The 16,857-nt window shown below is 53.1% G+C and carries 13 protein-coding genes; 5 read left to right on the forward strand and 8 right to left on the reverse strand.

Annotation, left to right across the window (positions count from 1 at the left end; all coding sequences use genetic code 11):
* Positions 1-154: 154 nt before the first annotated feature.
* On the reverse strand, positions 155-871 hold the full coding sequence (locus tag B212_RS0122590; protein ID WP_019913409.1) for a YceI family protein: 717 nt from the start codon (positions 869-871) through the stop codon (positions 155-157).
* Positions 872-1,072: 201 nt separating this feature from the next.
* Here B212_RS0122590 and B212_RS0122595 point away from each other — a divergent pair, with 201 nt between their 5' ends.
* The 4 genes from B212_RS0122595 (at position 1,073) to B212_RS0122610 (ending at position 5,322) form a co-directional block, all read left to right on the forward strand.
* The gene (locus tag B212_RS0122595) at positions 1,073-1,753 is read left to right on the forward strand and encodes a response regulator transcription factor (protein ID WP_028531003.1); all 681 of its coding nucleotides are present in this window, start codon (positions 1,073-1,075) and stop codon (positions 1,751-1,753) included.
* Complete coding sequence (locus B212_RS0122600) at positions 1,741-3,150, forward strand: HAMP domain-containing sensor histidine kinase (protein WP_019913411.1); 1,410 nt, start codon at positions 1,741-1,743, stop codon at positions 3,148-3,150. Before B212_RS0122595 ends, B212_RS0122600 begins: the two co-directional genes overlap by 13 nt.
* A 110-nt stretch (positions 3,151-3,260) precedes the next feature.
* Complete coding sequence (locus tag B212_RS0122605) at positions 3,261-3,761, forward strand: hypothetical protein (RefSeq protein WP_019913412.1); 501 nt, start codon at positions 3,261-3,263, stop codon at positions 3,759-3,761.
* Positions 3,762-3,861: 100 nt separating this feature from the next.
* Complete coding sequence (locus B212_RS0122610) at positions 3,862-5,322, forward strand: amidase family protein (protein WP_019913413.1); 1,461 nt, start codon at positions 3,862-3,864, stop codon at positions 5,320-5,322.
* 141 nt (positions 5,323-5,463) lie between these two features.
* Here B212_RS0122610 and B212_RS0122615 read toward each other — a convergent pair whose 3' ends face one another.
* From B212_RS0122615 to B212_RS0122625, 3 genes are all read right to left on the reverse strand, one after another.
* Positions 5,464-5,790 (reverse strand): YciI family protein, encoded by a 327-nt coding sequence (locus B212_RS0122615; RefSeq protein ID WP_019913414.1) that lies wholly within the window; start codon positions 5,788-5,790, stop codon positions 5,464-5,466.
* A gap of 13 nt (positions 5,791-5,803) precedes the next feature.
* Positions 5,804-6,361, reverse strand: a complete 558-nt coding sequence (locus tag B212_RS0122620; protein ID WP_019913415.1) for a DUF1273 domain-containing protein — start codon at positions 6,359-6,361, stop codon at positions 5,804-5,806.
* 758 nt (positions 6,362-7,119) lie between these two features.
* Positions 7,120-9,150, reverse strand: a complete 2,031-nt coding sequence (locus B212_RS0122625; RefSeq protein ID WP_019913416.1) for a beta-galactosidase — start codon at positions 9,148-9,150, stop codon at positions 7,120-7,122.
* A 111-nt stretch (positions 9,151-9,261) separates the two neighbouring features.
* Here B212_RS0122625 and B212_RS0122630 point away from each other — a divergent pair, with 111 nt between their 5' ends.
* The gene (locus B212_RS0122630) at positions 9,262-10,107 is read left to right on the forward strand and encodes an AraC family transcriptional regulator (RefSeq protein WP_156830189.1); all 846 of its coding nucleotides are present in this window, start codon (positions 9,262-9,264) and stop codon (positions 10,105-10,107) included.
* A 1,240-nt stretch (positions 10,108-11,347) separates the two neighbouring features.
* On the opposite strand, the gene B212_RS0122635 is transcribed toward B212_RS0122630, so the two are convergent.
* The 4 genes from B212_RS0122635 to B212_RS0122650 all read right to left on the reverse strand — a co-directional run bounded on the left by B212_RS0122635 (position 11,348) and on the right by B212_RS0122650 (position 16,813).
* A complete protein-coding gene (locus B212_RS0122635; RefSeq protein ID WP_019913418.1) occupies positions 11,348-13,345 on the reverse strand; it encodes a beta-galactosidase in 1,998 nt (665 codons plus the stop codon).
* 384 nt (positions 13,346-13,729) lie between these two features.
* Positions 13,730-15,037, reverse strand: a complete 1,308-nt coding sequence (locus B212_RS0122640) for an extracellular solute-binding protein (protein ID WP_019913419.1) — start codon at positions 15,035-15,037, stop codon at positions 13,730-13,732.
* A 61-nt stretch (positions 15,038-15,098) separates the two neighbouring features.
* Complete coding sequence (locus B212_RS0122645; protein WP_019913421.1) at positions 15,099-15,932, reverse strand: carbohydrate ABC transporter permease; 834 nt, start codon at positions 15,930-15,932, stop codon at positions 15,099-15,101.
* Positions 15,932-16,813: a carbohydrate ABC transporter permease gene (locus B212_RS0122650; RefSeq protein ID WP_019913422.1), complete on the reverse strand. Its 882-nt coding sequence runs from the start codon at positions 16,811-16,813 to the stop codon at positions 15,932-15,934. The genes B212_RS0122645 and B212_RS0122650 overlap by 1 nt, the downstream gene beginning before the upstream one ends.
* Positions 16,814-16,857: the final 44 nt, after the last annotated feature.

Raw genomic sequence — 16,857 nt, forward strand, 5'->3', positions numbered from 1 at the left:
GCTCCTTCCATTATATATTCTCTATCGTCATCCTGCCTGGGATTACTTTGACCGCTTCAGCAATTTGTTCACAAAGCAAAAAACTCTTCCCGAAAACCGCGCAGGCGCAGCAGCCGGGAAGAGTTATTTTAGCTTATCCAGTGGGACGGTCCTGTTATTTCGCCAGTACAAGCTCCAGACGAACCTCAAGATTATTCTCCGTGTCCAGTACAATCGAATGGGGATTGGCCATACCGAAATCTGCAAAGGTTACAGTTGTTTTGCCTGACAGCATAAGCTGTCCGCCGCTATACACCGCTTGAGAATCAAAGGTAACGTCCTTCGCAATGCCTTTGACGGTCATTGTTCCCTGCAATTGTACAGGTACCGCTGTGCCCTCTGTCCATTCAGCCGGCAGCTCGGAGAACGACTTCACAACAAAGGTGGACTGTGGAAATTCTGTTGCCGACAGGTAATCCGCACTCTTCACATGCTCATCTCTCTGGCCGTTGCCGGAATCCAGCGCGCTCATCTCCACCGTACCTTCACCGGTCATCGCACTGGCATCGTCCAGATTCACGTTCCAGGTTCCTGTAACGGAAGGGTCCACGAAATTAACTGTTTCCTGCGAGGTCGTTACCGACCAGTATACTTTCGAAGTGTCTGCTATTTTCCATGCACCGTTCAATTGTTCCGCTGTAACGGCTGCTCCCGCCGACGATGCTGCTCCATTTGCAGAGCTGGTTCCGTTTGCTGTTCCTTGCGTCTGGGCCGGAATGACGGACTCGATTTCAACATTATTGCCCAAGCTGTTTCTTAATAAGGTAAAAGCCGTGATGGCTCCTATGACAACGACTCCTGCGGCGACTATGGCGATTGTTTTTTTCTTCATCCTATTTTCCTCCATCCATAATTTTCATATGATCTCTATGGCTTGGCTCCCATTCTAACAAAGCAATATGTCGGGAATAAGTCAAAGCGCATCACCCTGCACCTGTGTTAAAATTGTCTTAATTTTTACTAAATTCAAGGCCGCTGTCCCGGGAACGATTGCCATCCCGCCGGACTTGTTAAGGAGGCTTGCTGTAATATGATGAAATCCATTCTGATTGTTGAAGATGAAGAAGCGATTGCCCGGGTGCTTAGCGCCTATCTGAAAAAAGCGGACTTCCATGTGACCCGCGCCGCCGACGGGCGCACTGCGCTGGAAGCCTTCGAGGCTGCGCCGCCCTCCCTGATCCTGCTCGACATCATGCTGCCGAATATGGACGGCTTCGAGCTGCTTGGCCTTATCCGCGAGAAAAGCAGTTGTCCCGTAATTATGCTGACGGCCAAGGACGGCATAGCGGACCGCCTGGCCGGACTGGACGGCGGGGCCGATGATTATATGTCCAAGCCCTTCATCCCTGAAGAGGTGGTGGCACGTGTAAATGCGGTGCTGCGCCGCCCGTCCCAGTGGTCTGACGGCAGCCGCAAACGCCATTTCGGCAGTCTGTTTATTGATTTTGGCGCCCGCAGCGTATTCCTGAACGGAGCTGAAGTGTCCCTAAGTCCGCTCGATATGTCGGTGCTGCTGTTCCTGGCGGAGCGCCCGAATCAGATCTGCACGAGGGACCAGTTGCTTGAGCATGTATGGGAGATGGATTATGAGGGGAGCGACCGGGCGGTGGATCTGTCGATCAAAAGGCTGCGTCAGGCGCTTTCGCACTGGCCTGCCGCTGAAGGGGAGATCCGCACACTGCGCGGAACGGGGTACCAATTATGGACCACCTGAAGAAGCGGAGAAAACACACCTCCATCCTCTCCTACTGGACGATCCGTTATCTGCTGATCATCAGCAGCGGGCTGCTGCTCACCGCACTGGTAACCTTCTGGTGGATTCAGCAGGAAGCGATGAACAACCGCATGCAGACCACCGGGCTGCTTGCCCAGGAGATTGCCGACCGCAGCATCGGTGCAGACGGGAATCTGAATATCACCCCGGCCCTGGATTCCCTGATTGAGGACCGCAAGCGGTTCTTCAAATTGACAGCGGAAATGTGCGTCATCATTACAGGGGCCAAGGGCGAGCTGCTGTTCTCGCAGCCGCAGATGACGGAAGAACAGATGCGCTATGAGCTAAATGACAGCCTGGACGCAGCGCGCAGCCCAGAATTCAAAACTGCGGTTGCAACGATCCAAGGAAACAGCCAAACACTCGGACATGTGATGGTGCTGCAGGCCAAACGCACGCTCAAGTATATTCCCCGGGAGGAGATCACCTTTTTCTTCATTATTGTGATCTTCCTGATCATCTTAAGCTGGCTGACCATCTATCTCTTGTCCATCAAGCTGGCCCAGCCGATTCAGCGGGTAGCCGCCGCTGCCTCGCAGATCAGCGGCGGCGAATATAATATCGTTCTCGAGACGGAAGCCAAGGAACGGGAAATCCATGAGCTGCTGTTATCCTTTCAGGAGATGGCCGGCAAGCTGCAGCAATTCGAGCAGTCCAGGGCGGTTATGCTGGCCGGAGTCTCCCATGAGCTGAAGACGCCGGTCACGTCGATCAAGGGCCTGGTCCATGCGGTACGCGAAGGCATCGTCGAGGACGAGGAGGCGGACGAGTTCCTCGATATCGCCTTGCTGGAGGCAGAAAGACTGCAGCGCATGGTTGCTGATCTTCTGGATTACAATGCCCTGACCGCAGGCATTGTCGCCATCCGTCATGACCGGCTGGATGCCGTACCGCTGCTGGAGGAAATTGTCTACCAGTGGAAGCTCACGCAGAACGGGGATGTCCTGGAGCCTGATCTCCAGCTTCCTGCTAAACCGCTGCTGCTGCGGGGAGACCCGCTGCGCATCCAGCAGATTATCGTCAATCTGCTTAATAACAGCGTGCAGGCCAGACGGCAGGGGCACCAGCTTCAGTTGAATATCCGTCTTGCCCAGTCCCCGCAGGGCCAGGCCGAAATCACCGTTACCGATAACGGAAAAGGCATTGAGCCGGACAACCGCGAGCTAATCTTCGAGGCCTTCTTCCGCAGCAGCGACAAGCAAAGCATCCTTCGCGGACTGGGTCTTGGCCTTACCTTCAGCCGCCTGCTCGCGGAAGCGATGGGCGGAAGCCTGCAGCTTGGCGACAACAGGGAGCAAGGCTGCTCATTTGTGGTAACCCTGCCGCTGTGGGATTAGTCCTGCGACAGGACGCCGTGCATTTCATAGTCCTTGCAGGGGCTGCATGGTATAATCAATCCGATTGCTCCACTAGTTGATCAATAGAAACCGTGAACCGGAGGATGTATATGCTTACTTTTGAACAGAAATTGGAAATTCTCGATTCTTACCCCCAGCTTGAACGGAAAAATGTATCGCTCGGACGGGTGAACTACCACTTTGAGCAAAGCCGTCATGAGAAGAAAACCGTAGCGTTCCATTTGCATCCGAGCGGCAACGGTTTTGTATATGCAGGGCTGCTGCGGGGCTATGAGACGGATGACAAAGGCATGGTGAACATCCGGGACTACGGGGAAGCTGAGCTGCGGAGCCTTCTTGAGGCATCCATCACCTCCCTGTCCATGTTTATTCCGGAGCCTCCCGCTTCCGGCAAACGAAAGAAAAAAAAGGCGGCCGGAAACGATACGCTGTGGACCAATAAAGAGGGGCACGCCTTAAGCCTGAAGCTGGAGGATGACCTGTGGTACCTCTATGCCGGGCTTCACCTGGAGATGGCCTTCGAAACGCTTGAAGAAGCCCATGAGTATTTGGCGGAGGAAGGGTTTGCTCCCTCGCAAGACATCACCTGATTGCATAGTTTCCTTTATTGCCGGAGCGGGCCAATTCCCTTGGAGTCCGGCAGACAAATGATCCCGCGCCTATCCTACAGGGAAAGAAGCGTGAACCTGCATGAGTTTTGAAATCGTAGAGGCTACCATTCCAGAGATTCAGTCAGCAATGGACAACGGCACAATCACGTCAAAACAATTAGTCCTCATGTATCTGGAACGCATCGCTGAGCATGACAAAAACGGGCTGACGGTTAACTCCGTCCTGGAGATTAACCCGGATGCCCTGTTCATCGCGGAATCTCTGGATGTGGAACGCTCCCTGCAAGGTCCCCGGGGCCCGCTGCACGGCATACCTGTCTTGCTGAAGGACAATATTAACACCGGGGATAAAATGCATACCAGTGCGGGATCACTGGCCCTGGCGAATTCTTTTGCCGGGGAGGATGCCTTCCTTGTCACCAAGCTGCGCGAAGCCGGGGCGGTCATTATGGGAAAAGCTAATATGACGGAATTCGCCAATTTCATGACGAACGGCATGCCGTCCGGCTACAGCTCGCGCGGGGGACAGGTGCTTAACCCCTACAACATATCTACACCTACTGGCGGCTCCAGCGCCGGGTCGGCAGTAGCCGTAGCCTGCAGCTTCTGCGCCGTGTCTGTCGGTACGGAAACCTCCGGCTCGATTCTCAATCCCGGCAACCTTGGCTCGGTTATCGGCATCAAGCCAACGGTCGGCCTGCTCAGCCGCTCCGGCATTCTGCCGCTCTCGAACACACAGGATACGCCCGGTCCTATGGCGCGGACGGTCCGCGATGCGGTGCTGCTGCTGAACGCGATGCTGGGGATGGATAGCAGCGATGCCGCCATGGGGACAGGCGCAGGCAGGCTGCACGGGGACTACACCGTCTTCCTTGACCCGAACGGACTGCCAGGCGCACGGATCGGCATTCCCCGGGATTATTACTTTGAGGAGCTGACTGACGAGCAGCTTGCACTCTTCAACGCCTCGGTGGATCGGATGCGCGAACTCGGGGCTACCATTATTGATCCGGCAGACATCCGGACGGCGCGGGACATCAAATACTCTTCCGTAGTGCTGAACGAATTCAAAACCTCTCTGAACGCCTACCTGTCGCAGCTTGGTCCGGGAGCGCCAATGCGGACGCTGAAGGATATAATCGACTTCAATCATGCCCATCCGACGGAGACGCTGAGATTCGGACAAGCCACCCTGCTGGATGCCGAATACACAACCTCAGGCACGCTCACCGAGCCGCAATATTTGCGTGACCGGGCAACTGATCTCAGACTCTGCAAGGAGCTTGGCATGGACGCCACAATGAGGGAGCATCAGCTTGACGCGCTGCTGTTCCCGGCCGATTTCGGTGTGCGAATCACCTCAAGGGCGGGTTATCCGTCCATCGTCGTCCCCTCCGGCTACACCTCCGCCGGGGTTCCCTTCGGCGTAACCTTCGCGGCGCAAGCGTACCAGGAGCCGGTACTGATCCGGCTGGCCTATGCCTACGAGCAGAATTACAAAGTCCGCAGAGCACCCTCACTGCAGAGCTTCATTAAGTAAGCAGAACCGGCTTTGCCGTCCTCTGAAAGAAGCGGCATTGGTTTCAGCGAGGAAAATTATAATGATTGCTGGCGTGAAACTTATAAATCGCTTATATTTCCAAAAAAAGGGGCTGTCCTTCAACAAGGAACAGCCCCTTTCTTATTCCGCCTCCACCGCTATCCCCATGTGCCGGTTGCCTGCATGCGACAGGCTCCAGGTGCGAAGTTCATAGCTGCGGACGCCTGTCAGAATATATGGATCACGCCCGGCAATCCGCTGAGCCTCTTCGCGGGACTCCGCACGAATGATCACCATGCCGCCCGGACTGTCGTCGAAGGGACCGCGCATTACAAGCTGGCCGCTGCGTTCCAGCTCCTGCAAATGCTTGACATGGGCCCGGATGATGTCCATATCTCTTTTGTCCTGCTCTGTTGGACTCAGCAAAATAACATAACAAATATCCTCTTCAATAATCCCGGAATTCATGGGTGCACCCCCCTCATTCATAGCCGCGCTGGCTCTCTTCATCTGCAATATTCTGAATTTCTTCGGCATGTATCACATAGAGGCTGTAATCCCCCTCAGCATGCAGCTTCAGCGCCCGCTCCTTGATGAATTTCGAGCTTCCCTCGGCGGCTTCCTCATCATAGAAGAGGAGAATGCCGTCGCTTTTGCGGAACAGCAGATCATCCCTGGCCCGGAACTGCCAGCTTCCGTCATACGGAGCATTGCTTACAGCCCCGTAGTAATCCGCTCCGGCAACAACCCGCCGGTATTCGTTCTGCTTCTCTTCCTTCCACTTCTCCTCAGGAGCAGCATGCGCTGTAATAATGCCCAGCTTCAGACCGGGATACTGCTGTTTCAGCTCCAGCACAACCTCGCACGCCCATAGGTCCACACCGTATTGTCCGGGTGTAATGATCCAGTCCACCCCCTCTTCAATGAGCGGAATCAGCCTGTTCATCAGCGCTTTTTTAATATAGGGTATTCCTTGATGCTTGCTGTCAAAAATGCCGAGCTCATGCGCACGGTACCCTGTTACCAATAAGGTTGTCATGTGCTGCCTCTCTCCTGTGCTGCTATTATACTTTGATCGTAACTGCGTAGCTTATATATTCTGCATTATATAACATTTCCCGCTGTAATTGCTTTGGGGAAGTAAATTCGGAACAAGCGAAAACCCACCGCGTAATAGGTTGGCACCCTAACGGTGGGTTTCGCTTGAGCTAGCTATTTTGTTCATGCGCGCCGTGGTGATCCACATGGTCCTAAAGGAGACTTTGCCGTTGGCGCGGCGGAGTCTCCTTTTTTAGTATAAGGAAACGTTGAACATCTTGACACCCATTAATTTAGCACTTGTCCATTGGACCGCAACGAAAAGCGTTGATACTGATTTGATGCGAGTTGCTCCTCAGACCTATTTACCTGTAAACAACTTTTAATGCTGAACACATACCAGCCAGTCGAATTCCCGCCGGCCAATTGTATTTACTGCAATTAAAAAGGTGCAAAGTCCCCTTTTTCTAGTGATAGCTGTATTCTGTACAGTTAAAAATGACGGAAAACCTCTTTTTACAAAATAGCTGTAAATATAAGTGTACAAAGTGCAATTAGAACAGTTTCCACACAAAAATAGCACTCTTTAATTGCACCAAATACAGTTAGGGCTTAGGTGTGAAGACAGACATGAGCTTAATCGGGTATCTTCCCTCGGGCAACATAAAAAGGGCAACACCCCCAGGCACCGAAGCCCGGAGTATCGCCCTCTTTTGTCATATCTCACTGGTTATTGCCTTGCACCATTTCAAGCTGCACCTATTGCTTATCCGACAAAATCAGAACTCCCCGGCCCGGGACAACGGCAGTGCCGCTGAATTTCTTGCCGGTCAGCAGATCGGTGCGTTCAGTAGAGCCGATATCCGCGCTAAGCTCGCCTTCTTTGTGATTCAGCAGGAACAGGTAGGATACACCGTCCTTGACGCGTTGTACGGATTCGATGCCTTCCGGTGCGCTTACCAGCGGAGAAATCTCCTGCTCTGCGCACAGGTTCGACAGGAACCCTTGCAGGAATGCCGCATCCGGGCTGGTCGCCACATAATAGGCTTTACCTTCGCCAAAGCTGTTCACCGTCAATGCCGGCATGCCTTTGTAGAAGTCGGAGCCGTACTGTGCCAGCACTTCTGCGCCTTCGGCGTGAATCAGATCGCACAGCAGGTCGCATGGGTACGTGCGGTTCAGCGCCCCCCATTCTTTGTTCATGACGATTTCATTGCTCATTCCCGGCAGCAGCGCGTCAATTTCCTCGGCCCAGATGCCAAGCACCTTGCGCAGCTCTCCAGGGTAGCCGCCTACGGTAACCAGATCATTTTCATTTACGATTCCGCTGAAATAAGTGGTAACGAACGTGCCGCCCGCCTTCACGAAGGCTTCAACCTTCTCGGCAAAACCCGGCTTAATCATATACAGCACCGGTGCAATGACGATTTTGTATTTGGACAGCTCCTCTTCGACACCGATCATATCGGCTTCGATGTTCTGCTGATACAGCGCATCGTAATATTTATGCACTTCATTCACGTAATCCAGCGCTACCGAAGGTCCGCTTGAAAGATCAAGCGCCCAGCGGTTTTCCCAATCGTAAATGATCCCGATCTCCGCCTGGCTGCGCGCATCCAGCAACTCGCCGCCAAGCTGCTCCAGCTCTTTGCCGAGCTCGGCGCATTCCCGGAACACCCGTGTGTGCTCATGTCCCACATGCTCGATCACCGCACCATGGTACTTCTCGCAAGCGCCGATGGAACGGCGGAGCTGGAAGAACAGCACCGTATCCGCGCCGCGCGCTACCGCCTGATAGCTCCACAGACGCATTACGCCCGGGCGCTTCAGCGAGTTGTACGGCTGCCAGTTCTGCTGGCTTGGCGTCTGCTCCATCAGCATGAACGGCTGTCCATTTTTGAGGCCGCGCATCAGGTCATGGGTCATTGCTGTATGGCTGACCGGGGTATCCAGCGACGGATAGTTATCCCAGGAGACCACATCCATGTGCTTGGCCCATTCAAAATAGTTCAGCTCCGGATAGAAGCCCATCAGGTTGGTTGTAACCGGAACATTCGTGCTGTGCTCCTTGATGGCGTCATATTCGATTTTGTAGCATTCGAGCAGACTGTGGGACATGAACCGGCGGAAATCAAGGGAGATGCCCTGGAAGTTGGTCCGGTTGCCGTTCCACTCCTCACTCAGCTCGCTCGGCAGGACAATTTCCTCCCAATCATAGAAGGTATGTCCCCAGAAACGGGTATTCCACGCTTTGTTGAGGGCATCCAGCGAGCCGTAACGGTCCTTCAGCCAGACGCGGAAAGCCGCTTCGGATTGCTCGGAATAATCGTAGCCGCCATATTCATTGGAGATATGCCAGGCCACCAGCCCCGGATGGTCCTTGTAGCGCTCGGCGAGCTTGCCTGCAAGCTTGGCGGCAAACTTACGGTACACCGGACTGTTCGGATTGGAGTTGTGGCGTCCGCCGAATTTGCGTTTTCTGCCCTGCACATCCACCCGGGTAACTTCGGGATAGCGGTGTGCCATCCAGGCCGGATGAGCGCCGGTGCTTGTGGCCAGGCAGACATAGGTTCCATTTTTATATAAGCGGTCCATTAATTCATCAAGTCCTGAGAAATCATATGTGTCTTCAGACGGCTGAATGAGTGCCCATGAAAATACATTAATCGTCGCAACATCAATACCCGCCAGCTTGAACATCCGTTCATCCTCTGCCCATACCGGGGCGTCCCACTGCTCAGGATTGTAATCTCCACCATACCAAATCTTCGGCAATTTATCGTTGATCACGAATCGCACATCCTTTATAGTATAAGTATATCCTTATTGTAAACGTTTACTGTATCGCTTTAAATATAATAATAGCGCCTCACCATATAATAATATGGAACTCAACAGGAGATGAATGTTTTGCTTGTGACAGCCCCCCGCAGAATTGTGTTTGCCCAGGAAGGCGGACACCCGTTGCCAATTACCCTAGACAGTATGGGGTACAACCCTGATCAGGAAAAAGTATCCCGCCCCGACGGCTACCATGCCTACCACTGGCTCCAGACTTCACAGGGCGAAGGCGTGATTCATTGCGAGAACAAACAGCTTACGCTCGCCGAAGGCAGCGGTGTGCTGCTCTTTCCGGGTACCCCCCACCGTTATGAGGCGCTCTCCGCTGAGCCTTGGTGCACGTATTATCTGACCTTCGAAGGAAGCTCTGCCCGGCAGATTCTCGATTCGCTCGGCATGAGCGCCAATTCGTTCTACCGCTGGGAGAGTGAAGCTCCGCTGCCACTGATGCTCAAGGAAATGCTCGACCGCCATGATGCCGCTGAAGATATGTTCAGCCTCGGTGCTTCTACGGATGCTTACCGCTTCCTGATTACCCTGAGCAAATACGGGCAGCTTCACAACAATACCCCCATTTCCCGCAATGTGGACAAGCTGCAGCCGCTGCTCAAATGGATGGACAGCCACTATGGCGATCCCGATATCGGACTGCATGATCTGGCCGCGCAGTTAGATGTATCCGGGCGCTATCTCAACAGCCTGTTCATGCAGACCTTCGGCCTCTCCCCTTACGCCTACTTCGTCCGTCTGCGTATCCGCAAGAGCAAGGAGCTGCTGGTCAGCCGGCCCGATCTCACGGTAAAAGCGATCTCGCAGCGGGTCGGCTTCCGCGATGTCAGCCACTTCGTGGCCACCTTCCGCAAGCAGTCGGCGATTACGCCGGAGCAATTTAGGCGGCTGCACTAAAGGGCGCGTTGGTGTTAGGGCTTTGAACAAGTTGTGTCTGCAGAGGGGAGGAGGAGAATCTCCGTCACTGCGAGAAATGTTTGGACTTTCGGCCGCTGTTATTCTCGGATTCCTGATTTGAACCGCCAGGTGGTTGGAATCCGAGAATAGCATATGCTTCCGATGCGAGCTTTCCGTTGGAAAGCTTTCAGGCGGTCGCTATCGCTCCTACAGTTCCAAAATTTCTCTCCGTTCCTCCCCTCTCCTCCTGGGCTTGCACCCAAAACCATTCAAACCCTAAAGCTCCGCGGCTGATTAGAACACAGCGCGGAAAGCAGTACAGACGTGCGCGGCTGTTAAGAACAGCGCGCAAACACAGCAATACATGAAAATCTAAACTCGGCTGCTATGGGCAGCGAGCAATACAATACATACAGACCCAGAGTGCAAGCTCGACGTGTATAAGCCCCTCGCAGCGCAAATTAGTGCTCAACACTGAAGCCCCTCAATTGCTTACATCATATAAGCCTTGGCATACAGCCAACCGGATCGCCAGCGGGAATTTGTCCGCTTAACTTTGTCGAAATCCCGATTTTAGTGGCGCCAGCGGGAATTTGTCCACTTAATTTTTGCCGAAAACCAGCTTCAAAGCCCGCAGGGGGCGAATTAGTGGTACTGTTTCCCCACTAGTAGAGCGTCAGATTTACAATGGAGGAGTAGGGCGTGGGATGCCCGAAGGACAGAAGGCGTGGAGCGCTCCTCCCTCAGGCATCCCCCTTCCCAGACGGGGTTCGTTCTTGAATTTGCGTTTGGCTCGGCGTTACGGACTGTGGTGCGCTTAATTCCGATGAGAGTCACGGCTTGGGGAAGTTACGGACACCACGGGCTTTATGATCGAATATTCCGCTCCTAAACGTTCCTTTGGGAGACCATAAGCGCCCGTCGGTCCGTTAAGCCGCAAAAATTGACGTTTTCTTGCGAATAACGCCTCTCAAGTCCGTAAGGAGCCGACACGGCTGCTGCGGTTTCTTTTCACCCACCCCTGTGTGTATGACCTCACCCACAGATTTAGCTCTGATGCCGGACTACGGCTGTTTGGGGAGCCCATACGCTTAATGGACTACGGCTGTTCCGGGAGTCCATACGCTTAAATTAGTGGTACAAATTCCATTTGCATGAAGAACCCCTTCGGAATTCCACTCACTCTCTGCTCACACAACAATGAAGCACCGCAGGCCCGCCCCCCGCTCACTTTCCCCCGCTACAGCTTCAATATCTCCACCCCGTAAGGCGCAAGCGCCAGCTCGCCAGAGCGCTCCCCGCCGTCGAGCACGCTGGAATAGCGGCGCGACAGCGGAACAGCCTGAGGCTGCCGGCTCAGGTTCAGCAGGAACAGGAAGCTGCCGCTCTCCCCGCTGCGGACACTAGCCTGAACGCCTTCCGGCAGGCCCGCGAAGCGCAGCAGACCCTCCTTCTCCGCCACTCCTTCCAGCAGGCCGGACCAGTAGCTCTCTTCGGCATGGGTGCCGAAGTAATAAACCTGTCCCTTACCGAAACGGTTGACGGTAACAGCCGGGATGCCGGCATAGAAATCATCGCCATACCAGGCGATAGGCTCAGCCGTAACCGGCGTGAGCAGATCATTCCACTGGCTGCATGCATAGGCAGTGCCCTCTTCATCCACAATGCTGTGCGGCTCTGTGCCGATTGGATCATACTCATCCACACGCACCCCGGCAGCATGGCTCAGCAGGCCGGGCAATTGCTGCATCACCGCTACATTGTTCATGTGCTTCACCCCGCTGCGGTTCGTAAGGATCAGCGTGCCGCCTTCCGCTGCAAAAGCCTCAAAACCCGCAGCAGCCTCCTCATCCATCAGATAAAGACTTGGGGCAATGACCACTTTGTAGCCATCCAGCGCTTCTCTCCAGTTGATGACATCACAGCCGATGCCGAGCTTCGTAAGCACACGGTGATATTGCTTGATATTCTCGTAATAATCCATGTTCTCCACCTGCGGCTGGATGTCCAGCGCGACTAGCTGCTCGTGGGAATTCAGGATTGCGGCCTCATTCTTCAGCACCGTTCCCTTCAGCAGATCCGACAACTGATTGACCTCCCCCGCGAACTGGGTGAACTCCGCGAACCGGCGTCCCGGTACATTGCTGTGGTCGATCAGCCCATGCCAGAACTGCTCCGCTCCGGCTGCTGCGCTTCTCCAGCGGAAATGCACCACGGTATCCGCGCCTCTGGCGATGGCCTGCCAGGCATATGCACGGATGAATCCGGGATATGGTGTGCGCCACATCGGCATCCAGCAGACCGGTGACCCGCTTAGCTGCTCCATGATCCAGAAATTTTGCCGCTTAATGCCGCGGGTCAGATCCAGAGACAACGCTCCGCTGTAAGGAGTGGTAGACTGCTTGGCCGGAGAGGTGTTCGGATAATAGTCAAAAGCCGCCACATCCAGTTCCTCCCCCACCGGATACAGATTCAAGCGCTGCGGATAGCTGTGGAAGTTATGGGTGATGAAATGCTCAGGACATACGGTTCGCAGAATATCTATCTGCGCTTTCTGGAAATCGGCCACCGCTTCCCACTGAAAACGCTGAAAATCAAGCAAAAGCGACGGATTCTGATGGGGCGAACCGCCGTACGGAACCGTCAGTTGCTCCCAAACGCTATACTCCCCGCTCCAGACCACCGTCCCCCAAGCCTCATTAACGTTCTCCAGAGATCCGTATTTCCCCTTCACCCAGGTACGAAAGGCGTTGTTGCAAGAATCGCAGTGACAATCTAGCATGCCGAATTCGTTGTCGGTCTGCCAGCCGATCACAGCCGGATGGCTGCTGTAATGCCGCGCGAGACGGTCTATCATACGGTTTCCGTATTTACGGAGCGAGGCACTGTTATAACACCGGTGCCCGCGCACCCCTTCATGAAAAATCCGCCCGTCCGCAAACACCGGCAGCACATCGGGATAATCATGCGTCAGCCAGCGCGGCGGCGTAGCCGTGGGGGTCCCGATAACGACCAGCAGGCCGTACTTATGGAACAGGCCAATTGCACGATCCAGCCAGCCGAACTGGAAATCTCCCTCCGAAGGCTCCAGCCGGCTCCAGGCAAACTCCGCCACCCGGACCACCCGGACGCCGCTTTCCTTCATTAGCTTAACATCCGGCTCCCACAACGATTCATCCCAGTGCTCAGGATAGTAATCAACCCCTACCTGAACATTCATATAGCTGTCTCTAGCCACTCATCCATTCCCCCTTCATAGGCGTCATGCTTTTACCATTCGATTTTATCAAAAAGACACCCCGCCTCACATCAATGATGGGAAGACGGAGTGTCCTTTGCAAATCCACTTTTTCCAAAAACAAGCTTGATCCCTATTGGACCTCTCTGTATGTTGTCAATATAAGTTGAACTTTAGTTTTTCATATTCGGGCCTAGTTGTAACTGCGGGGAATGTTTGGACTTCCAGCCGCTGTTGCCTGCAGATTTCTTGATTTGTACCGCTCTTCGCGGTGGAAATCCGCAGGCAAAGGCGGACGCTACCGCTCTTCCAGTTCCAAACTTCCCCTCCGTTACTTCTGCCCTTTTTATTCTTCTTTCAAGTTCAACTTATATGTTTCAAGCCTTATTTCTTCAGCTTATCCCAAGCGGCCTGCATGTTCTTCTCCCAGCCGGCTTCATCCGATTTACCAGCGATCAACTGCTGGATCACACTGGCGAATTCCTGAGTAACGCCATCAGGGAATTTGGAGGATTGCAAACCGTATACCTTGTCTTCCTTTACATAGTTCCATACATCCGTACCCAGTCCCCCAATCACATCAGGAGCAACCTCGAGGGTTTTCAAAGCAGGGATGAATTTCCATTTTTTAGTGATATATTCTTTACCCATGTCGGAAGTAACGAGCCAGTTGAGGAAGGTCTTGGCTTCTTCTTTGGATGCGGAATCCTTGTTGACTACCAGGTTGGCAGGGATACCTACAGTCATTTTGTCGTTCTTGGCGGCATCATCACTGATTGGCATAGGGAACATACCGATGTTCATGCCGGGCTTAATGTTGTCTACCAGCGTTTGTGCCCAGTTGCCTTCCTGCATCATAGCCGTTTCACCATTGGCGAACATGGCCAGGTGAGTGTTGGCGTCTGTAGTCAGAGGATTTTTCTGGCCGTACTTTACAGTCAATTGAAGCAGGTTGCTCCAGTCCTTGAATATCGGGTTGCCTACGATAGAAGCTGTGCCTCCGTTGAGTCCCTTGATGAATTCATCTACATTATCCTGCTGTGCAAAAGCTACGCTGATGCCCTGGTTGCCCAGCAGCCACCATTCCTGATAAGCGTTGCCGAAAGGAATTACATTGATGGCCTGAAGCTTCTTCGCGTCTTCCTCAAGCTCGGTGATCGTTTTAGGCGTTTCGGTGATACCGGCTTTGGCGAACAGATCCTTGTTGTATATATAACCGATACCTTCAAGGTTCATTGGCATCCCGTAGGTTTTACCGTCCTTGGTCATTGGCTCTGCCGCCATAGGAATCAGATCCTTCACCCAAGGCTGATCGGACAGGTCTTCCAGCTTGTCTGCCCACAGGTCCATTTCGGCGTATCCGCCATTGGAGAAAATATCAGGCGCATCGCCGGAAGCAAATTTTGTTTTCAGGGCTGCCGCATAGTCTGCGCCGCCGCCAACAGTTTGAATGTCCAGCTTAATGTTTGGATGCTCTTTTTCAAATTCAACCTTCAGCTCATTCAGCCCTTCAACAATTTCGGTTTTGAACTGAAAGATTTTAACCGTTTTCACTTCGCCGGATGTGTTGCCAGCGCTTCCATTTGATGCATTAGAAGCAGCTTTATTATTGGAATTTCCGCCACAAGCCGCAAGCACGACTGTCATAAGCATTACGGAAGACAGCATCAGTGCAGAACGTTTCTTCATCATTCTAATTTCCCCCTTGAATAATTTAACTGCTGAAATTTATGTGGAACGGGGGCTCGGGTCATTAACCTTTCACCGAGCCAGCCGCTATTCCCTCAACAATGTAACGCTGCATGAACAGATAGAAAATGACGATGGGAGCAACCCCGAGTGTCAGCGCCGGAAGCGCCATATCCCATTGCTTCGTATATTGTCCGAAGAACGAGAAGGTAGCCAGCGGAATGGTACGCAGCTCAGGCGCCTGAAGAATCAGGGACGGGAGCAGATAGTCATTCCAAATCCCAAGAGCATTAAGCACGATAATGGTCATAAGCATCGGCTTCAGCAAAGGAAGCACAATCCGGAAAAACGCCGAGATCGGATTGCAGCCGTCAACCGTTGCCGCCTCTTCAATCTCAAGAGGAACCGACTTGATGAAGCCGTGGAACAGGAAGATCGCCATCGGAACGCTGAGTCCCAGGTTGGTGGTGATCAGACCCGCAAAGGAGTTATTGATCCCCAATACATTAACGACCTTCAAGATAGGAATCATTATAGTCTGGAACGGAACCACCATCGCCGCTACGAACAACAGCAGCAGCACCCGATTGAACCGTGTGTCGGCGCGAACCATCCGGTAGGCGGCCATTGCGCTGAACAGCGAGATCAGAATGACAGAGATGATGGTAATAATCAGCGAATTGCGGAAAGCTTCGGAGAAGCGGGCCAATTTCCAGGCGTTCGAATAGTTCGACCACATGATTTCCTGCGGCCAGCTTGCCGCGTTGCTTAGAATCTCACCAAAGGATTTCACCGAGTTCGCAATCAGGAAATAGAACGGCGAGAGAAACAGCAGGGCCAGAAGGATCATAAGCACTTCAACGCCGATATTCCATCTGCCTTTTGACTTTGCATTCATTAAGCCTCTACCTCCTTGCTCTTCGTGACACGGACCTGAATCACGGTGATAATCGCTACAATCAGGAAGAACAGCAGCGCTTTGGCCGTACCCAGACCGTAACGGTTGTTCAGGAAGGCTTCATTGTAAATGTTCATGGCTACGGATTCCGTTGATTTGAACGGTCCGCCTTTCGTCAGGGAAAGGTTCAGGTCGAACATTTTGAAGGACCAGGAAATTGCCAGGAACAAACCAATCGTTACCGCAGGCATAATCAAAGGAACGATAATACTGCGAAGCACCTGCATCCGGGAAGCCCCGTCGATTTCAGCCGCTTCCAGTACCTCTTTGGACACATTGCTGAGCGAAGCGATGTAGATGACCATCAGATAACCGGAGGACTGCCAGACGAACACCATAACAATTGCCCAGAAGCCGGTTGTCGCATCGCCGAGCCAAGGAAGATTAAAGAAGGACCAGCCGGTAATATCGCCCATCGTGGCGAACCCTTTGATGAAGATGAACTGCCATATGAAACCAAGCAACAATCCCCCGATAACATTCGGCATGAAAAAAATGGTCCGGAGCATATTGCGTGTTTTTAAAGGTTTGGTCAGCAGATAGGCCAGGAAAAAGCCCACTATATTGGTCAGAACCACCCCTAGCAAAGTAAATCTGACGGTGAACCAGAAGGATGACCAGAAATCCGGATCGTTTGTAAATATCGCTTTAAAGTTATCAATGCCAACCCAGCTTACATTTCCCGATACCCCGTTCCAGTCCGTGAAGGAATAATACATCCCCATCAGAAATGGAATAATCGTAATCAGGGTAAAAAACAATACTGCCGGGCCAACGAAAAAAGTCTGTTGACCGAATTGGGACAACTTCGAACCGCGCATTCACCCGTCCCCCCTTTCTTTTACTCACTTACTTGTTTATGATC

It is taken from the genome of Paenibacillus sp. HW567 (assembly GCF_000374185.1).
In the GTDB taxonomy this organism is placed as follows: Bacteria; Bacillota; Bacilli; order Paenibacillales; family Paenibacillaceae; genus Paenibacillus_AQ.

What these genes read in the sequence shown, in the direction of transcription:
- B212_RS0122590 (WP_019913409.1), bottom strand. Translation starts at nt 871, where the DNA reads ATGAAGAAAAAAACAATCGCCATAGTCGCCGCAGGAGTCGTTGTCATA.
- B212_RS0122620 (WP_019913415.1), bottom strand. Translation starts at nt 6,361, where the DNA reads ATGACAACCTTATTGGTAACAGGGTACCGTGCGCATGAGCTCGGCATT.
- B212_RS0122605 (WP_019913412.1), top strand. Translation starts at nt 3,261, where the DNA reads ATGCTTACTTTTGAACAGAAATTGGAAATTCTCGATTCTTACCCCCAG.
- B212_RS0122600 (WP_019913411.1), top strand. Translation starts at nt 1,741, where the DNA reads ATGGACCACCTGAAGAAGCGGAGAAAACACACCTCCATCCTCTCCTAC.
- B212_RS0122610 (WP_019913413.1), top strand. Translation starts at nt 3,862, where the DNA reads ATGAGTTTTGAAATCGTAGAGGCTACCATTCCAGAGATTCAGTCAGCA.
- B212_RS0122645 (WP_019913421.1), bottom strand. Translation starts at nt 15,932, where the DNA reads ATGAATGCAAAGTCAAAAGGCAGATGGAATATCGGCGTTGAAGTGCTT.
- B212_RS0122615 (WP_019913414.1), bottom strand. Translation starts at nt 5,790, where the DNA reads ATGAATTCCGGGATTATTGAAGAGGATATTTGTTATGTTATTTTGCTG.
- B212_RS0122640 (WP_019913419.1), bottom strand. Translation starts at nt 15,037, where the DNA reads ATGATGAAGAAACGTTCTGCACTGATGCTGTCTTCCGTAATGCTTATG.
- B212_RS0122650 (WP_019913422.1), bottom strand. Translation starts at nt 16,813, where the DNA reads ATGCGCGGTTCGAAGTTGTCCCAATTCGGTCAACAGACTTTTTTCGTT.
- B212_RS0122630 (WP_156830189.1), top strand. Translation starts at nt 9,262, where the DNA reads ATGAATGTTTTGCTTGTGACAGCCCCCCGCAGAATTGTGTTTGCCCAG.
- B212_RS0122595 (WP_028531003.1), top strand. Translation starts at nt 1,073, where the DNA reads ATGAAATCCATTCTGATTGTTGAAGATGAAGAAGCGATTGCCCGGGTG.